This window comes from Enterobacter cloacae complex sp. 302F9 (assembly GCF_050030335.1).
Taxonomy (GTDB): Bacteria; Pseudomonadota; Gammaproteobacteria; order Enterobacterales; family Enterobacteriaceae; genus Enterobacter; species Enterobacter hormaechei_C.
Map to the genome: position 1 here is coordinate 3,787,024 of NZ_JBLGUC010000001.1, position 17,330 is coordinate 3,804,353.

Below are 17,330 nucleotides of genomic sequence, written 5' to 3' on the forward strand. Positions count from 1 at the left end.
TCCCGTAATTATTGCGCTTGCTGTTCATCCTGAACGTTGCCTGCGGCAAACTCAACCCTTTCATTTTCGGGGAGTTGTCCCAGCCAGCCAAACTGTGACAGCGCCTGCATCCAGACCTCGTCCAGCCCTGCGCGAATAGTCAGCGGTTCGCCGGTAAACGGGTGCGTCAGGCGTAGCTCGCTGGCGTGCAGCATCAGCCGGTTACAGCCAAAGTGCTCGGCCGCGCTGCGGTTCTGGCGCAGATCGCCGTGCTTGCTGTCGCCGATAATCGGGTGGCGCAAATGTGCAAGGTGGCGGCGAAGCTGGTGCTTGCGCCCGGTTTTGGGCAAAAGCTCAACCAGACTGTATCGCGTGGTCGGAAATTTGCTGGTCGCCACCGGCAGTTCTGTGGTCGCCATACCGCGATAGTCGGTCACCGCAGGCTGCGGGCCTTTATCTTCGCGGGCAAATTTATCGGCGATTTTATCCAGTTCCTCCACCAGCGGATAATCAAGCGTGGCGGAATCCGTCAGCCAGCCACGCACGATGGCGTGGTAGCGCTTTTGCATCTGGTGGTGCTCAAACTGCTGCGAAAGCAGTCGACCCGCCTCACTGGAAAGCCCCATCAGCAGAACGCCAGAGGTTGGCCGATCCAGACGATGGGCAGTAAAGACGTGCTGACCGATCTGATCGCGCACGGTTTGCATGACCACGACTTTCTCATCGCGATCGAGCCAGCTACGGTGCACCAGCCAGCCGGACGGTTTATTCACCGCCACTAACCACTCATCCTGATAAAGGATCTCAAGCGTCATGCATCGTCACCGGCGAAAAGCGCATCGAGCTTTTCCAGCTCCACCAGCATCATGGCACGCGCCGGGTGGGTCGCTTCCAGCGCCATTTCGTAATAGGGAGAGACGGCAAAAGACGCGGGCAACGCGTGACCACCTTCCAGCAGCGCGTGCATACGCGGAATTAAGACCCACTGGAGCCACTCGAACGGGGCCAGCGTATCCAGACAAAACGGTTGGGTGCTGGCGAACGCGTCTGGCTGCGGCGCGTTATCCTGCCACAGCTGATGCTGGCGCATAAGGGCTTCGATGGCGTGCAACTGCGCACGAACGTTGTCATGATGCGACATATATACCTCAACTGAAAAACGGAATGGCGCGAAGCATAGCATTGCGGAAGACAGAAATAAAAAAAGGGAGCACTGTAAAAACAGTGCTCCCGGTTCGTTTCGCAGCATTCCAGCTACAATACGTGCTCCCTGCTCATCCGTGACAACTTTTCCTGATGCCCGAAGGCCTGGTCATCCCTTTACCTTTTGCTTCCTGCTCACATCGTCCTGATGTGTAGGTTTCATCCTGAAACGTCCTGGCCATCCTGACCCACCGACCATCCTGACCGGCTCTCGTTCTCCTTCCTGGAGGTGTCCCTTACGCATCCTGCGTGATCCACTTTGCTTCATCCTGAAGCCTTCCTGCGGCGTCATCCTGACGTGTCCCTGGTAAGAAACGCCATCATCCTGATGTTCGTTTCTCGTGTCGGCATCCTGTCGACACAGATAGAATCCGCTATTCTGCTTCGTCTTACAACCCACCTTGTAAGCAATGTAAGCCAGGCGAAACGGGGGATTTCCTTTCAGAAAAACACTAACCTGTTGAAAGAAAAGTTAATATTAATCTGAAATTCCTAAGGCAACGCTAACTGTTTCGGCGATGTCTCACAGAGCGTGTAAGAGATCTCTCACACGTCCAGTAGCATCATGGATTACAGAAGCGGCTCAATTTGGGTAAGAAAATCCGCAAGTGAAGGCGCGAGAACGTCGCGATTGCGGGTGCCGAGCGTCTCTTTGATGACCTCGCCAGACAGGTTGCAGACAGAAATGACGTCCAGTTCACTGTCGAGCGTCGCAATAAAAAGAGTCGGAGAGAGCTTAAGGCGTTTTTGCGTGACCAGGTGACCAATGAGGTTTTCCTGAACGCGTTGCAGATCGTCTTCGCTCCAGGTTTGCAGCAGCGTCAGCGGCTGTCCTGCAATACATGCAGTCATATCCCCGGCAAACTGCGTGGTATAAAATGCATGAAGCGCAGGTTGTATCACAAGGTCCATCGCGCGTTCAACCGCATTTACATTCTGCTCGCCCGTGAACGGTTTCGGTTGCCAGATAACGTAATCATCCTGCGAAGCGATAATGCACGGTGACGGCACGCCATATAAGTCAGTACTTTGCGGCCACGTCCCCCGCTTTTCATGCCAGGCATCGCAATAGCGGGTCGTGAAGGACGTCAGGGCATTTGCAGTTTCGATATCCACCGATTTCTCTCTTCTTGTAAGACAGGATAAACTCAGCCCATAAGTGTACCTGTAAAGTGGCTATGAAACATGTCTTACGAAAATCATCAGGCGTTAACGGGCTTAACGCTGGGTAAATCGACCGATTACCGCGACACCTACGATGCAAGCCTGTTGCAGGGCGTGCCGCGCAGTCTGAACCGCGATCCGCTCGGGCTGCACGCTGACGCGCTGCCGTTTGTCGGCGGCGACATCTGGACGCTGTACGAACTCTCCTGGCTGAATGCGCGCGGTCTGCCGCAGGTGGCCGTGGGCCACGTCGAGCTGGATTACGCCAGCGTAAACCTGGTCGAATCCAAGAGCTTTAAGCTCTATCTCAACAGCTTTAACCAGACCAAATTCAACAGCTGGGACGAGGTGCAACAGACGCTTGAACGTGATTTAAGCGCGTGCGCGCAGGGGAACGTAACCGTCTCGTTATACCGTCTGCATGAGCTGGAAGGACAGCCTGTCGCCCATTTCCACGGCACCTGCATCGACGATCAGGACATTGAGGTGGAAAGCTATGAATTTAGCACCGACTACCTGGAAAATGCGGCGGGCGGAAAAGTGGTCAACGAGACGCTGGTCAGCCATCTGCTGAAATCCAACTGCCTTATCACCCATCAGCCGGACTGGGGCTCGGTACAGATCCAGTACCGCGGCCCGCAGATTGACCGTGAAAAGCTGCTGCGTTACCTGGTGTCATTCCGTCATCACAACGAATTCCACGAGCAGTGCGTGGAGCGCATCTTCAACGACATCCAGCGTTTCTGCCAGCCCGAAAAGCTGAGCGTTTACGCCCGCTACACCCGTCGCGGCGGCCTGGATATCAATCCGTGGCGCACCAATACCGATTTTGTGCCTGCCACCGGACGGCTGGTGCGCCAGTAAGATAAATATTTTCACAATATGCGGGCGGTATTCCGCCCGAAGTGTTGTGAAACGTCATAAGCCAGGGCTATTGTAATCAACAGGGAAAGACGATAATCGTCCCATAAGGAGCTCACTTGATTACACATATTAGCCCGCTTGGCTCTATGGATATGTTGTCGCAGCTGGAAGTGGACATGCTTAAACGCACCGCCAGTAGCGACCTTTATCAACTGTTTCGTAACTGTTCACTTGCCGTACTGAACTCCGGAAGCCTGACCGACAACAGTAAAGAGCTGCTGTCCCGCTTCGAAAGTTTTGATATCAACGTGCTGCGCCGCGAGCGCGGGGTGAAGCTGGAAGTGATCAACCCGCCGGAAGACGCTTTTGTCGACGGGCGTATTATTCGCTCACTTCAGGCCAACCTGTTTGCCGTGCTGCGCGACATTCTGTTTGTTAACGGACAGATCAGCAACGCCGGACGTTTCCAGCATCTTGACCTGGAAAGTTCCGTTCATATCACCAACCTGGTCTTCTCCATTCTGCGTAACGCCCGCGCCCTGCACGTGGGCGAAGCGCCGAACATGGTCGTCTGCTGGGGTGGTCACTCTATTAACGAAACCGAATACCTGTATGCCCGCCGCGTGGGGACGCAGCTCGGCCTGCGCGAACTGAATATCTGTACCGGTTGCGGTCCTGGCGCGATGGAAGCACCAATGAAAGGCGCGGCAGTAGGTCACGCGCAGCAACGCTATAAAGAAGGCCGTTTTATCGGCATGACCGAGCCGTCGATCATCGCCGCTGAGCCGCCTAACCCGCTGGTTAACGAACTGATTATTATGCCGGATATCGAAAAACGTCTTGAGGCGTTTGTCCGTATCGCGCACGGCATTATTATCTTCCCGGGCGGCGTAGGTACGGCGGAAGAGCTGCTTTATCTGCTCGGGATCCTGATGAACCCGGCCAACAAAGATCAGGTTCTGCCGCTGATCCTGACCGGCCCGAAAGAGAGCGCCGACTACTTCCGCGTGCTGGACGAGTTTATCGTGCATACGCTGGGCGAAGACGCGCGCCGTCACTACCGCATTATTATTGACGATGCCGCAGAAGTGGCCCGTCAGATGAAAAAAGCAATGCCGCTGGTGAAAGAGAATCGTCGTGATACCGGGGATGCCTACAGCTTTAACTGGTCCATCCGTATCGCACCGGATCTTCAGATCCCCTTCGAGCCGTCGCATGAGAACATGGCGAACCTCAAACTCTATCCGGATCAGCCGGTGGAAGTGCTGGCTGCCGACCTGCGTCGCGCCTTCTCTGGCATCGTGGCGGGGAACGTGAAAGAGGTGGGGATACGCGCAATTGAAGAGTTTGGCCCGTATAAGATCCACGGTGATCCGGAGATGATGCGCCGCATGGATGATATGTTGCAGGGCTTTGTCGCTCAGCACCGCATGAAGCTTCCAGGCTCTGCCTATATTCCGTGTTACGAAATCATCAAGTAAAGCGACATTCCTCTCCTCTCAAGCCGGATCGTCATCCGGCTTTTTTATTCGTGTTGCAATTCATAGCGATCTTCAATGTTATTAACAAATCTGACGCCTGCGCAAACGATTACCTCGTTTTTGAAACCGTAAATAATCAGTCTTAATCGAAATTACCCGCCAGAAAATCCTAAAATCCCATTTCTTTACAGCGAAAGACACCTATCTCGCGGGTCGACCTTTTCGAAAACATGTCGTTAATGGTAGCCTTCGCGCCCGTAAATTCTCTTTGATGTTTTTTTAACAGATAAATGGTCTAAAGATACCCACATCACAAGTGGATTATTGCATTTGGGATCGCGATCACTGATAGATTCATAACTAGAATGTATCTTTCCGCCCGCCAATAGTTACGGGCAAAAATTATTAAAAAACCGTCACTGAACGAATTTCATATTACCGTCAGGCGCTTTTTCATCGGATTTGACTAAAAACCTGACAATTTGCTTCCTCCAGGAGATACAGATGGAAACCACTCAAACCAGCACCGTTGCTTCGATTGAATCCCGAAGCGGTTGGCGCAAAACGGATACCATGTGGATGCTTGGCCTGTACGGCACAGCAATCGGCGCTGGTGTACTGTTCCTTCCTATCAACGCAGGTGTCGGCGGTATGATCCCGCTGATCATCATGGCCCTCATCGCCTTCCCGATGACCTTCTTTGCGCACCGAGGCCTGACCCGCTTCGTGCTGTCCGGTAAAAACCCGGGCGAAGACATCACTGAAGTCGTCGAAGAACACTTCGGCGTCGGCGCAGGTAAGCTGATTACCCTGCTCTACTTCTTCGCGATTTACCCGATTCTGCTGGTGTACAGCGTTGCTATCACCAACACCGTAGAAAGCTTTATGATGCACCAGCTTCAGATGACCCCGCCGCCGCGTGCGATTCTGTCCCTGATCCTGATCGTTGGTATGATGACCATCGTGCGCTTCGGCGAGCAGATGATTGTGAAAGCGATGAGCGTGCTGGTGTTCCCGTTTGTTGCGGCTCTGATGGTGCTGGCTCTGTACCTGATCCCACAGTGGAACGGCGCTGCGCTGGAAACCCTGTCTCTGAGCAGCGCATCCACGACCGGCAACGGTCTGCTGCTGACCCTGTGGCTGGCGATCCCGGTTATGGTGTTCTCCTTCAACCACTCGCCAATCATCTCTTCCTTCGCAGTAGCGAAGCGTGAAGAGTACGGCAATGGCGCAGAGAAGAAGTGCTCCAGCATCCTGGCTCGCGCGCACATCATGATGGTACTGACCGTAATGTTCTTCGTGTTCAGCTGCGTGCTGAGCCTCTCCCCGGCGGATCTGGCGGCGGCGAAAGAGCAGAACATCTCTATTCTGTCTTACCTGGCAAACCACTTTAACGCACCGCTGATTGCGTGGATGGCGCCGATCATCGCAATTATAGCCATCACCAAATCCTTCCTGGGCCACTACCTGGGCGCACGTGAAGGCTTCAACGGCATGGTGATTAAATCTCTGCGTGGTAAAGGCAAGACCATTGAAATCAACCGTCTGAACAAAATCACTGCGCTGTTCATGCTGGTGACCACCTGGGCGGTAGCCACCCTGAACCCAAGCATTCTGGGCATGATTGAAACCCTGGGCGGCCCAATTATCGCGATGATCCTGTTCCTGATGCCGATGTACGCGATTCAGAAAGTGCCTGCGATGCGTAAATACAGCGGCCATATCAGCAACGTGTTCGTTGTTGTGATGGGCCTGATTGCCATCTCCGCTATTTTCTACTCGCTGTTCAGCTAATACCTCCTGCGCCGTCTGCGGACGGCGCACTTCTCCCCTCTGACTGAAGCAATGGACGCATCATGATTAGCGTATTCGATATCTTCAAAATCGGTATTGGTCCTTCTAGCTCTCACACCGTCGGACCAATGAAAGCCGGTAAACAATTCACGGATGACTTGATTGCACGCGGCATTTTGCACGACATCACCCGCGTGGTTGTCGATGTATATGGTTCCCTTTCCCTGACCGGTAAAGGCCACCATACCGATATTGCCATTATCATGGGGCTGGCGGGTAATCTGCCGGATACCGTTGATATTGATGCAATACCTGGCTTTATCCAGGACGTGAACACCCACGGTCGTTTGCTGCTGGCGAACGGCGAGCATGAGGTTGAATTCCCGGTTGATCACTGCATGAATTTCCATGCGGATAACCTGTCGCTGCACGAGAATGGCATGCGCATTACCGCGCTGGCCGGCGACAAAGCGGTTTACAGCCAGACGTATTACTCCATCGGCGGCGGGTTTATCGTCGACGAGGACCATTTTGGTCAAAGCACCAATTCTGCCGTTGATGTGCCGTACCCTTACAAAAACGCGGCCGACTTACAGCGTCACTGCCAGGAGACAGGGCTTTCTCTCTCCGGCCTGATGATGAAAAACGAGCTGGCCCTGCACAGCAAAGAGGAGCTGGAACAGCACTTCGCTAACGTCTGGGAAGTGATGCGCAGCGGCATTGAGCGCGGGATCACCACCGAAGGCGTGCTGCCGGGTAAACTGCGTGTTCCGCGTCGTGCGGCTGCGCTGCGCCGCATGCTGGTCAGCACCGACAAAACCACCACCGACCCGATGGCCGTCGTCGACTGGATCAACATGTTCGCGCTGGCGGTGAACGAAGAGAACGCCGCGGGTGGCCGCGTCGTCACCGCGCCAACCAACGGGGCGTGCGGAATTGTTCCGGCGGTTCTGGCGTATTACGACAAGTTTATCCGTGAAGTGAATGCAAACTCACTCGCGCGGTATATGCTGGTCGCCAGTGCGATTGGCTCACTGTACAAGATGAACGCCTCGATTTCCGGCGCGGAAGTGGGCTGTCAGGGTGAAGTGGGCGTCGCCTGCTCTATGGCGGCGGCGGGTCTGGCCGAATTACTGGGCGCAAGTCCTGCGCAGGTTTGTATTGCGGCGGAAATCGGCATGGAACATAACCTGGGGCTGACCTGCGATCCGGTCGGCGGACAGGTCCAGGTGCCATGCATCGAGCGTAACGCCATCGCCTCTGTGAAAGCGGTGAACGCGGCCCGTATGGCGCTGCGTCGTACCAGCGAACCGCGCGTCTGCCTCGACAAGGTTATCGAAACCATGTACGAAACCGGTAAAGATATGAACGCCAAATACCGCGAAACTTCCCGCGGTGGCCTGGCGATGAAGATCGTCACCTGCGATTAAGCCTCTCAGGAAGCCTCGTTTTGCGAGGCTTCTTCCTGTTTTCGCCACCATTCATAGTTTCATGCTGCGCTCAGTGTTACCCTTCACCTATCAGACAGAAGGGAGATTATCTGTGGCCGTTCATTTGCTTATCGTCGATGCACTTAACCTGATTCGCCGTATTCATGCGGTACAGGGCACCCCCTGCAAGGACACCTGTTTACACGCGCTGGAGCAGCTCATTCGCCATAGCGAACCCACCCACGCTGTTGCCGTATTCGACGATGAAGCACGCAATACCGGCTGGCGGCACCAGCGCCTGCCGGACTACAAAGCCGGACGTGCGCCGATGCCGGACGATCTGCACGCAGAAATGCCCGCTATCCGCGCGGCCTTTGAGCAGCGCGGCGTTCCGTGCTGGGGCGCCCACGGTAATGAGGCTGACGATTTAGCCGCAACGCTGGCGGTTAAAGTCGCGAGCGCCGGGCATCAGGCGACTATCGTTTCAACCGACAAAGGCTACTGCCAGCTGCTCTCTCCAACGATCCGCATCCGGGACTACTTTCAAAAACGCTGGCTGGACGCGCCATTCATTGCCAGCGAGTTTGGCGTATCGCCTGAGCAACTGCCGGATTACTGGGGGCTGGCGGGGATCAGCAGCTCTAAAGTGCCGGGTGTCGCCGGTATTGGACCCAAAAGCGCCGCACAGCTGCTGACGGAGTTTCAGAGTCTGGAAGGAATTTACGCCAGGCTTGATGAAGTGCCGGAAAAATGGCGCAAAAAGCTGGAGGCGCATAAAGAGATGGCGTTTATCTGCCGGGAGGTGGCGACGCTACAGACGGATTTACAGCTGGACGGGAATTTACAGCAGTTAAGGTTAGAACGTTAAAACAACTACACGATTTTGTAGGCCCGGTAAGCGCAGCGCCACCGGGCGTTACAAACGTTATCGCTCGTCGCGACGCCCACCCACTGCCGCCCACCAGCGACGGATATGGACCGTCACTTCTTCGCGGTCGTGATAAAGCTGACGCGCCTGGATTTCCGCGTTAATCCCGTGTTCGTCCAGCTGCTGCTGAATATAGGCCAGGTTCTGCGACACCTCTTCGTAGCGCTTTTTCATCGGCAGCTTGAGGTTGAAAATCGTCTCACGACACCAGCCGTTCACCAGCCAGGAGGCCATCAGCGCCGCGACTTTCGCCGGTTTTTCTACCATGTCGCACACCATCCAGGAGATGTTGTTGCGGTTCGGGCGATAGCGGAAGCCGTCCTCACGCAGCCAGGTGACCTGCCCGGTATCCATCAGGCTTTGCGCCATCGGGCCGTTATCCACAGACGAAACCCACATATTGCGTTTCACCAGCTGATAGGTCCAGCCGCCCGGGCACGCGCCAAGGTCGACGGCATACATGCCGTTTGCCAGACGTTCGTCCCACTCGTCCGCCGGGATAAAGACGTGAAACGCCTCTTCCAGCTTCAGGGTTGAACGGCTCGGCGCATCTGCCGGGAAGCGCAGACGCGGGATCCCCATAAAGAACGGCGAATTATTGGTGGTATACGAGTAGCCGGCGTAGCAACATCCTGGCGCAATAAAGAAGATATGCACGACCGGGCGCTTTGGCGTTTCGTAGTTTGTCAGCACACCCGCATCACGCAGCGCCGCGCGCAGCGGCACGGTGAACTTACGGCAGAACTTCATCAGCTCTTTGCTTTCGTTGGTGTCGGCCACTTCCACGCGCAAATCGCCGCCCTTCTCCACCACACCCTGCAACAGGCCAACAATCGGCGTGATGCGATCTTCCGGCGGAAGATCTTTCAGCAGTTCGCCCGCGACAAACATCTGACGGGCGAAAATCAATGAGCTGAACGGCAGTTCGCGCGCCAGCTTGTCGGCATCATCAGGCTGATAGCATTCAAATACCACATAGCCCGCGTTCTCTTTGACGCGAGCGAATCCGAAGACTTCACGCTTCGCCGCTTTATCGGTGATTTCCGCGGCGCACTCTTTCTCAAACCCCGGGCGACAATATAAAACAACCTTATTCATGAACAACGCCCTTGCGTTTCAGACGGATAGCTCCGATAAACATTAACACCCAACCCGCCAGGAAGCTGACGCCGCCGACAGGTGTAACAAACGCCCACAGGCGTAAATGCGACAGCGCCAGACAGTAAAGACTGCCGCTGAACAGTACGGTACCCAGCGCCAGAAAGACGCTGCTCCAGTAAAACCAGATGCTGATGCGGCGCTGCATCGCCACCGCCAGCCCAAAAATCGCCAGCGTGTGGAACGCCTGATATTCAAGGCCGGTCTGGATCCAGCCCATCTCCACAACGCCCAGAGATTTGCTTAAGACATGCGCGCCAAACGCGCCCAGAGCTACAAAAATAAAGCCACTCACCGCGGCGAAAATCAGCATGAATCGGCTGGTCATGTTTAAGTCCTGAATTGATGCGTGCCCGGCACACAAACGTTATTGTTCATACCTGAAGCGGAATTTTTCTTGCTCGCTTGCCGCTTTCGCCAGTATCCACTGCCGGAAAGCGGCTATTTTACCCAGTTCTGCCTGACTGTCATGACAAACCAGATAAAATGCATTCTTGCTGACCAGTACATCGTTAAATGGGCAAACCAGACGGCCTGCCTCAATTTCGGACTGCGCCATAACGTTGTTTGCCAACGCCACGCCCTGCCCGTGAATGGCAGCCTGTAGCACCATCGCGCTGTGGCTAAAAATGGGCCCCTGCTGCACGTTTATATGATTAAGACCTAACTGGCGGGTATAAGTTTGCCAGTCGCGACGCGAAGCATCGTGCAAAAGCGTATGTTGCGCCAGATCGGCGGGCGTTTTGAGCGCTTTATCCCCCGTCAGCAGCAGCGGTGAACAGACCGGCAACAGATATTCTGCGTATAATTTTTCCACACGCAAGCCCGGCCAGTTACCGCGACCGTAAAAAATCGCCACGTCCACATCATCTGCCAGCTTGTCTTCCTGACGGTCCACCGCCTGGATTCGGACATCGATTCCCGGATAAGTTGAGTTAAAGCTTGAGAGTCGCGGCACCAGCCACTGAATGGCAAAACTGGGCAATAAACTCACAGTCAGAGCGCCTTTTGCGCTCCGGGCCTGAAGCTTGCGAGTGGCTTCCGTCAGCTGGGAAAAAATCTCTTTAATATCCTGAAAATAGCTCTGCCCCTCTTCGGTCAACAGCAACGAACGGTTGCGTCGACGGAACAGCTTAAGCCCCAGAAAATCCTCCAGAGACTTGATTTGATGACTTACTGCGGCCTGTGTCACAAAAAGCTCATCGGCTGCGCGGGTGAAGCTGAGGTGGCGTGCTGCTGCATCAAAAACACGTAATGCATTTAGGGGTGGCAATCGCTTGGACATGGTTATCTGGCTTAGATGTTAACGAAATTTAACATATAGGAAACAACGTTTAACCTATTAGTTTTTTTTATCTGAGCCATTATAATTTGTCCGTTGAGGAACTACCAGCAAATACCTATAGTGGCGGCACTTCCTGAGCCGGAACGAAAAGCTTTTTTTGGAATGCGTGTTCTGAAGGGCTTTTGGCTTACGGTTGTGATGTTGTGTTGTTGTGTTTGCAATTGGTCTGCGATTCAGACCACGGTAGCAACGCTACCAATTTTTCACTTCCTGTACATTTACCCTGTCTGTCCATAGTGATTAATGTAGCACCGCCAACTTGCGGTGCTTTTTTTTCGCTTATCTACCTGTTAATGCTCGATTTCCTTCATCTCTTTCACGTCACTGCGGTTGATCTGCTGTTTGTTCCCGTTAGCATCTTTGTAAGAAATCATCCCGGTATCATTATCGGTTGTCGGTTTCCCTTCAGAGACGATAGATCGACCATCGTTGGTATGCATTACGTAGTTATTACCAGAACAGGCGCTCAGGGCAAAGGTCAACGCACAGGCAGAAATGATTGCAGCTGTCTTTTTCATGATTATCTCCTTTAGCAATTAATGCTATTCAAACCTCGATTTATAACAGGCTAAAACATCCGCCTAACACTATTTAGCATAACCTGCTTTTTCAGACTCGCCAGGATAAGCAGACAAATCTGATAGATATCAACTTCCTTGCCCTGCCGATGAATTTGCGCGACGATCGTAGAATCGATATGAGGAATTCCATGAACGCTTTCAGTCCTGCGCAGTTTCGCGCACAGTTTCCTGCGCTGGCCGATGCCGGCATTTATCTTGATAGCGCCGCCACGGCCCTTAAACCGCAGGCGGTGATTGAGGCAACCCGCCAGTTTTACAGCCTGAGCGCCGGGAACGTGCACCGCAGCCAGTATGCCGACGCGCAGCGCTTAACGGCGCAATACGAAGCCGCACGGGATCAGGTCGCGCGCCTGATCAATGCTGACAGCGGTAAGAACATCGTCTGGACGCGGGGCACCACCGAGGCCATTAACATGGTGGCGCAATGTTACGCGCGTCCGCTGTTGCAGCCCGGGGATGAGATCATCGTCAGCGAGGCGGAACACCACGCCAACCTGGTACCCTGGCTGATGGTGGCCGAACAAACCGGGGCACAGGTTGTAAAGCTCCCGTTGGGTGCGGACTTCCTGCCTGACGTGGCGCGTCTGCCTGAGCTGATTACGCCGCGCAGCCGTATTCTGGCGCTGGGGCAGATGTCCAACGTCACCGGCGGCTGCCCGGATCTGGCGCGTGCCATTGAGATTGCCCATGCCAGCGGCGTGGTGGTGATGGTCGACGGTGCGCAGGGTGTGGTGCATTTTCCGGCTGACGTTCAGGCGCTGGATATCGACTTCTATGCCTTCTCAGGACACAAATTGTACGGGCCAACCGGTATCGGCGCGCTGTACGGCAAAGCTGAACTGCTGGCCCGGATGACGCCGTGGCTCGGCGGCGGCAAGATGATTACCGAAGTCACCTTCGACGGTTTTAAAACGCAGGATGTACCCTACCGCCTGGAAGCCGGTACCCCAAACGTGGCCGGGGTTATCGGTCTGAGCGCAGCGCTCGAATGGCTGGCAGAAACGGACGTGGTTCAGGCTGAAAGCTGGAGCCGGGGTCTGGCGACGCTGGCGGAAGAAGAACTGAAAAAACGTCCGGGTTTTCGTTCGTTCCGCGTCCAGGACTCCAGCCTGCTCGCCTTTGATTTCGCGGGCGTGCACCATAGCGACATGGTGACGTTGCTTGCCGGATACGGCATTGCCCTGCGTGCCGGACAGCACTGCGCCCAGCCGCTGCTGGCGGCCATTGGCGTGAGCGGTACCCTGCGCGCCTCGTTTGCACCGTACAATACAAAAAGCGACGTCGATGCGCTGGTTTCCGCCGTCGACCGCGCCCTGGAATTACTGGTGGATTAATGACAAGTTCAGCTTTAGCCGGGCACCCGTTCGGCACCGTTATTACTGAAGAGACGTTAAAACAGACCTTCGTCCCGCTCACGCAGTGGGAAGATAAATATCGTCAGCTGATCCTGCTGGGTAAACAGTTGCCCACGCTGTCAGACGAGCTGAAATCACAGGCGAAGGAGATCGCAGGCTGCGAGAACCGCGTCTGGCTTGGGTTTAGCGTATCCGGAGAGAAACTGCATTTCTTCGGCGACAGCGAGGGACGCATTGTTCGCGGTCTGCTGGCGGTGCTGTTGACCGCAATCGAAGGGAAAAGCGCCGCAGAGCTGCTGGCGCATTCTCCGCTGGCGCTGTTTGATGAGCTGGGACTTCGCGCGCAGCTTAGCGCCTCGCGCGGTCAGGGACTGATTGCGCTAAACGACGCGGTACTGGATGCCGCCCATCAGGCTCAGGCCTGACGTTCCGCCTTCGCCATCATCTTCTTCAGGGCGTGAGAGACCGCCACAAAGCCGAAGGAGGCGGTCACCATGGTGGCCGCTCCAAACCCTGAGGCACAATCCATCCGCTTTGGCCCTTCCGCCGTGCTTTTCATTGCACAGACCGAACCATCCGCCTGCGGATAAACCAGCGCTTCTGTCGAGAACACACAGTCCACGCCCAGCTTGCCTTTGCTATTTTTCACCACGTTGAAGTCGCTTTTTAAGCGCTCGCGCAGCTTAGCGGCCAGCGGATCCTGAATGGTCTTCGCCAGATCCGCCACCTGGATCTGCGTCGGATCAATTTGTCCACCCGCGCCGCCCGTTGTCACCAGCGGCACCTTGTAACGACGACAGTAAGCGATCAGCGCCGCTTTTGGCCGCACGCTGTCGATGGCATCAATCACATAGCTGTAGCCTTTGCTCATGTACTCCGCGACGTTATCTGCCGTCACAAAGTCGTCGATCACCGTCACCCTACACTCCGGGTTGATGAGACGAATACGCTCCGCCATCACCTCGGACTTCGCCAGACCGACGTTATCACGCAGGGCGTGGATCTGACGGTTAGTGTTAGTGACGCAGACATCATCCATATCAATCAACGTAATTGCGCCAATGCCGGTTCTCGCCAGCGCTTCTGCCGCCCACGAACCCACACCACCAATGCCCACCACGCAGACATGCGCATCCGCGAACAGTTGCAGGGCTTTTTCACCATATAACCGTGCCGTGCCGCCGAAACGCTGGCGCCAGGCATCGCTGATTACCACAGACATAAAACCTCAGATGTAAAAAGGGTGAGGTATTCCTCACCCTGAACCGTAATCCGTCTTGCCCTCAGAATACCACAATCAGCCGCTGAATACGTTTCCGGTACCCGGCGCTGCCTTCAGCACCCACACGCGTCCGTAGTGGTTATACCAGCCTGCACGATGGCCGGCATCCGGGCCGATGCCCTGATAAATGTCGAAGTGCTGGCCTTTGATCGCCCCACCCACGTCCAGCGCCACCATCAGGCGTAATTCATACTTGCCGTTGAATTTGCCGTTGTTGTCGAGGAGTGGAACTTCCGCCAGCAGCGTAGTACCTGCCGGGATAATCGAACGATCCGATGCCACAGAAGCGCGGCCAATCAGCGGGACGGCGCTCGCCCCTTTCACCGGCGCAAAGTTCTGCGGTTTGAAGAAGACAAACGACGGGTTCTGCTCAAGCAGCTCACGCACTTCCGCTTCGCTGTGTTTTTCGCCCCACTCGCGGATCGCCTGCATCGACATATCTTCTCGTTTCACTTCGCCACGGTCGATGAGCACCTTACCGATGCTGCGATAGGCATGGCCATTTTTCCCGGCGTAGCTAAAGAAGTTCAGCGGCGAGCCGTCGCCAAAATCAATATAGCCGCTGCCCTGCACGTCCATAATGAAGTTGTCCATCAGCGAGTTGCTGTAGGCCAGCACGTAATTTTCGCTCAGCGCGCCAGCGTAGATCTCGGCGCGGGACGGCAGACGACCGCGTTTCGGCGGCATACGGTAAATGGGATACTGGAACTCGCCCTGGCGTGTGTGTCGCGCCTGGACAACCGGAGTGTAGTAACCGGTAAACTGGACGTTACCGTAGTTATCCGCCCCCTCCATCTGCCAGGCATCGATACCAAACTGGCGCATATTGCGGGTATCACCGCCTGCACGCAGCCAGTCCTGGACGGCGCTATAGACGTTGTTCTGCGAACCGTATAAACGCGGAGAAGCAGTGCGGATCTGGTAGACCTGCTCGGAGAAGTCTCCGGCATTGATCGGAGCGCCCACGGCGTCTGGCTGGTTAACTAAAGAGAAAGGCTGGGATAACTTCCCGTCTTTATACTGTTGACCGCGATCGGTCGGTTTGGAAGAGCAGGCCGCAAGAATCGCCACCATTGCGCCTGTCATCAGATACTTCGCCCAACGTCCTTTCATTATATCTCGTCTTTTAGTTGCCCAATTCCGCGAGATGAAGATAACAAACCCACCGTGTTAATGAAATGCAATCGCCTTCCCTTTGGCAAATTCTGCACAAAAAATAGTCCAAAGTGGCTTTTGCCGTTCATTTTGCATACAAAATAATGAATTATGTGAAAAAGGGGTTGCATCACAAACCTATCCGAGTATAGTGCGCTTCCACGGACGCGGGGTGGAGCAGCCTGGTAGCTCGTCGGGCTCATAACCCGAAGGTCGTCGGTTCAAATCCGGCCCCCGCAACCAACACTTCTTAAAACAATAAACACCCTGAAGGGTGTTTTTTTGTATCTGGCGTTTGTGAAAATGCCGGGCGTGATACCCGGCTTAATGCCCTACCCCCGCCGCGCCAGCGTTTCCCCGTCTGAGAAGTAGGCCCGGATCCCCGCCAGAATCGACTCCGCCACTTCCTGCTGGAATTTAGCCGTCTTGAGCTTACGTTCCTCTTCCACGTTACTGATAAACGCGGTTTCGACCAGAATGGATGGAATATCTGGCGCTTTCAGGACCGCAAATCCGGCCTGCTCGACGCTGTTTTTGTGCAGCTTGTTGACCCGGCCCAACTTACCCAGCACCGCTTTACCAAACTTCAGGCTGTCGGTAATGGTCAGCGACTGCACCATATCAAACATCGTATGGTCGACGTAACGGTCGCCACTTTTGCTCACGCCACCAATTAAATCCGAGGCGTTCTGCGTGTCCGCCAGGTATCTCGCGGCGGTACTGGTCGCCCCTTTCGTTGACAGGGCAAACACTGAAGATCCACTCGGCTGGCGGCTGGTGAAGGCATCCGCGTGAATAGAGACAAACAGATCCGCGCGCTGCTTTTGCGCTTTTGCCACGCGGACCTTCAGCGGGATAAAGACATCTTCGTTGCGCGTCATGTAGGCGCGCATATTGCCCTCTTTGTCGATCAACGCCTTCAGACGACGGGCAATTTGCAGCACCACATCTTTTTCGCGGGTGCGATATTTCCCGACGGCGCCGGAATCTTCTCCGCCGTGGCCAGGATCGAGCATGATCACAATCGGGCGATCGCGCCCCGCCTTACCCGGCTGTGGGCCACTTTGCGCTGGCGGAACCTGGCTGTCGAGATCGCCTTTGTTGTAATCCTCAAGTAATGCCAGGAGCGGATCCTGAATATCCGTCGCATTCGCCGGATAGAGATCCATCACCAGACGCTCCTTAAAGGCGGCTACAGGCGCAAGGGCAAAGAGCTGAGGTTTCACGTTCTGCTTCAGCTCAAACACCATGCGCACGGTTTGCGGATCGAACTGCCCGACGCGCGCCGATTTAATAAACGGATCGTCGCCACGGATCTGAGCTGCCATGCCTTTAAGCACGGAGTTGAGATTCACACCTTCGAGATCAACCACCACACGTTCAGGATTGCTGAGGGCAAATTGCTTGTATTTCAGCACGCGATTGGACTCGACCGTCACGCGCGTATAGGTCGACGACGGCCAGACGCGCACCGCGACTACCTGGCTTGTGGCGGCAAGACCCACCTGGCTGACGCTAAGCAACCACATCGCCCCGGCCCCTTTTAACAGGCGGCGGCGGCTTATTGCTGAATTGGATCCCGACATGCTTCTCCCGAGCAAGAAATCTGAT

Annotated in this window: 17 protein-coding genes and 1 tRNA gene; 8 read left to right on the plus strand and 10 right to left on the minus strand. The window is 55.1% G+C overall.

Going from position 1 to position 17,330, the window contains the following annotated elements; genetic code table 11:
* Window positions 1-8: 8 nt before the first annotated feature.
* The 3 genes from truC to syd all read right to left on the minus strand — a co-directional run bounded on the left by truC (window position 9) and on the right by syd (window position 2,298).
* Window positions 9-794 carry a tRNA pseudouridine(65) synthase TruC gene (gene truC / locus ACQG0T_RS18350; protein WP_023295347.1) on the minus strand — a complete coding sequence of 262 codons (786 nt, stop codon included), beginning with the start codon at window positions 792-794 and terminating at the stop codon, window positions 9-11.
* On the minus strand, window positions 791-1,120 hold the full coding sequence (locus ACQG0T_RS18355) for a YqcC family protein (RefSeq protein ID WP_017382834.1): 330 nt from the start codon (window positions 1,118-1,120) through the stop codon (window positions 791-793). The genes truC and ACQG0T_RS18355 overlap by 4 nt, the downstream gene beginning before the upstream one ends.
* A gap of 632 nt (window positions 1,121-1,752) precedes the next feature.
* The gene (gene syd / locus ACQG0T_RS18360) at window positions 1,753-2,298 is read right to left on the minus strand and encodes a SecY-interacting protein (RefSeq protein WP_017382836.1); all 546 of its coding nucleotides are present in this window, start codon (window positions 2,296-2,298) and stop codon (window positions 1,753-1,755) included.
* Between the two features lie 69 nt (window positions 2,299-2,367).
* Between syd and queF the strand changes: the two genes are divergently transcribed.
* From queF to xni, 5 genes are all read left to right on the plus strand, one after another.
* The gene (queF, locus tag ACQG0T_RS18365; protein WP_015571734.1) at window positions 2,368-3,210 is read left to right on the plus strand and encodes an NADPH-dependent 7-cyano-7-deazaguanine reductase QueF; all 843 of its coding nucleotides are present in this window, start codon (window positions 2,368-2,370) and stop codon (window positions 3,208-3,210) included.
* A gap of 116 nt (window positions 3,211-3,326) precedes the next feature.
* Window positions 3,327-4,691: a nucleotide 5'-monophosphate nucleosidase PpnN gene (gene ppnN / locus ACQG0T_RS18370; RefSeq protein WP_003862748.1), complete on the plus strand. Its 1,365-nt coding sequence runs from the start codon at window positions 3,327-3,329 to the stop codon at window positions 4,689-4,691.
* A 504-nt stretch (window positions 4,692-5,195) separates the two neighbouring features.
* On the plus strand, window positions 5,196-6,485 hold the full coding sequence (locus tag ACQG0T_RS18375) for an HAAAP family serine/threonine permease (protein ID WP_003862749.1): 1,290 nt from the start codon (window positions 5,196-5,198) through the stop codon (window positions 6,483-6,485).
* A gap of 62 nt (window positions 6,486-6,547) precedes the next feature.
* Complete coding sequence (locus ACQG0T_RS18380; protein WP_015571736.1) at window positions 6,548-7,915, plus strand: L-serine ammonia-lyase; 1,368 nt, start codon at window positions 6,548-6,550, stop codon at window positions 7,913-7,915.
* Window positions 7,916-8,027: 112 nt separating this feature from the next.
* A complete protein-coding gene (gene xni / locus ACQG0T_RS18385; protein WP_023295348.1) occupies window positions 8,028-8,783 on the plus strand; it encodes a flap endonuclease Xni in 756 nt (251 codons plus the stop codon).
* Window positions 8,784-8,840: 57 nt separating this feature from the next.
* On the opposite strand, the gene rlmM is transcribed toward xni, so the two are convergent.
* From rlmM to ACQG0T_RS18405, 4 genes are all read right to left on the minus strand, one after another.
* Complete coding sequence (gene rlmM / locus ACQG0T_RS18390) at window positions 8,841-9,941, minus strand: 23S rRNA (cytidine(2498)-2'-O)-methyltransferase RlmM (RefSeq protein WP_003862754.1); 1,101 nt, start codon at window positions 9,939-9,941, stop codon at window positions 8,841-8,843.
* Complete coding sequence (locus ACQG0T_RS18395) at window positions 9,934-10,329, minus strand: DUF423 domain-containing protein (protein ID WP_003862756.1); 396 nt, start codon at window positions 10,327-10,329, stop codon at window positions 9,934-9,936. Before ACQG0T_RS18395 ends, rlmM begins: the two co-directional genes overlap by 8 nt.
* 39 nt (window positions 10,330-10,368) lie before the next feature.
* Entirely contained in the window at window positions 10,369-11,286 is a 918-nt protein-coding gene (gene gcvA / locus ACQG0T_RS18400; RefSeq protein ID WP_003862758.1) for a glycine cleavage system transcriptional regulator GcvA, read from the minus strand.
* Window positions 11,287-11,636: 350 nt separating this feature from the next.
* Window positions 11,637-11,864: a YgdI/YgdR family lipoprotein gene (locus tag ACQG0T_RS18405; protein ID WP_015571738.1), complete on the minus strand. Its 228-nt coding sequence runs from the start codon at window positions 11,862-11,864 to the stop codon at window positions 11,637-11,639.
* A 191-nt stretch (window positions 11,865-12,055) separates the two neighbouring features.
* Between ACQG0T_RS18405 and csdA the strand changes: the two genes are divergently transcribed.
* The gene (csdA, locus tag ACQG0T_RS18410; protein ID WP_015571739.1) at window positions 12,056-13,261 is read left to right on the plus strand and encodes a cysteine desulfurase CsdA; all 1,206 of its coding nucleotides are present in this window, start codon (window positions 12,056-12,058) and stop codon (window positions 13,259-13,261) included.
* The gene (gene csdE / locus ACQG0T_RS18415; protein WP_015571740.1) at window positions 13,261-13,707 is read left to right on the plus strand and encodes a cysteine desulfurase sulfur acceptor subunit CsdE; all 447 of its coding nucleotides are present in this window, start codon (window positions 13,261-13,263) and stop codon (window positions 13,705-13,707) included. The genes csdA and csdE overlap by 1 nt, the downstream gene beginning before the upstream one ends.
* On the opposite strand, the gene tcdA is transcribed toward csdE, so the two are convergent.
* Window positions 13,698-14,504: a tRNA cyclic N6-threonylcarbamoyladenosine(37) synthase TcdA gene (tcdA, locus tag ACQG0T_RS18420; protein ID WP_006811804.1), complete on the minus strand. Its 807-nt coding sequence runs from the start codon at window positions 14,502-14,504 to the stop codon at window positions 13,698-13,700. The two genes, csdE and tcdA, sit on opposite strands and share 10 nt — an antisense overlap.
* Before the next feature lie 75 nt (window positions 14,505-14,579).
* Window positions 14,580-15,677 (minus strand): murein transglycosylase A, encoded by a 1,098-nt coding sequence (gene mltA, locus ACQG0T_RS18425; RefSeq protein WP_015571742.1) that lies wholly within the window; start codon window positions 15,675-15,677, stop codon window positions 14,580-14,582.
* Window positions 15,678-15,885: 208 nt separating this feature from the next.
* Between mltA and ACQG0T_RS18430 the strand changes: the two genes are divergently transcribed.
* Window positions 15,886-15,962, plus strand: a tRNA-Met gene (locus ACQG0T_RS18430).
* An 89-nt stretch (window positions 15,963-16,051) separates the two neighbouring features.
* Here the strand turns inward: ACQG0T_RS18430 and amiC are convergent.
* Window positions 16,052-17,305 carry an N-acetylmuramoyl-L-alanine amidase AmiC gene (gene amiC / locus ACQG0T_RS18435; protein WP_017382840.1) on the minus strand — a complete coding sequence of 418 codons (1,254 nt, stop codon included), beginning with the start codon at window positions 17,303-17,305 and terminating at the stop codon, window positions 16,052-16,054.
* Between the last annotated feature and the right edge of the window lie 25 nt (window positions 17,306-17,330).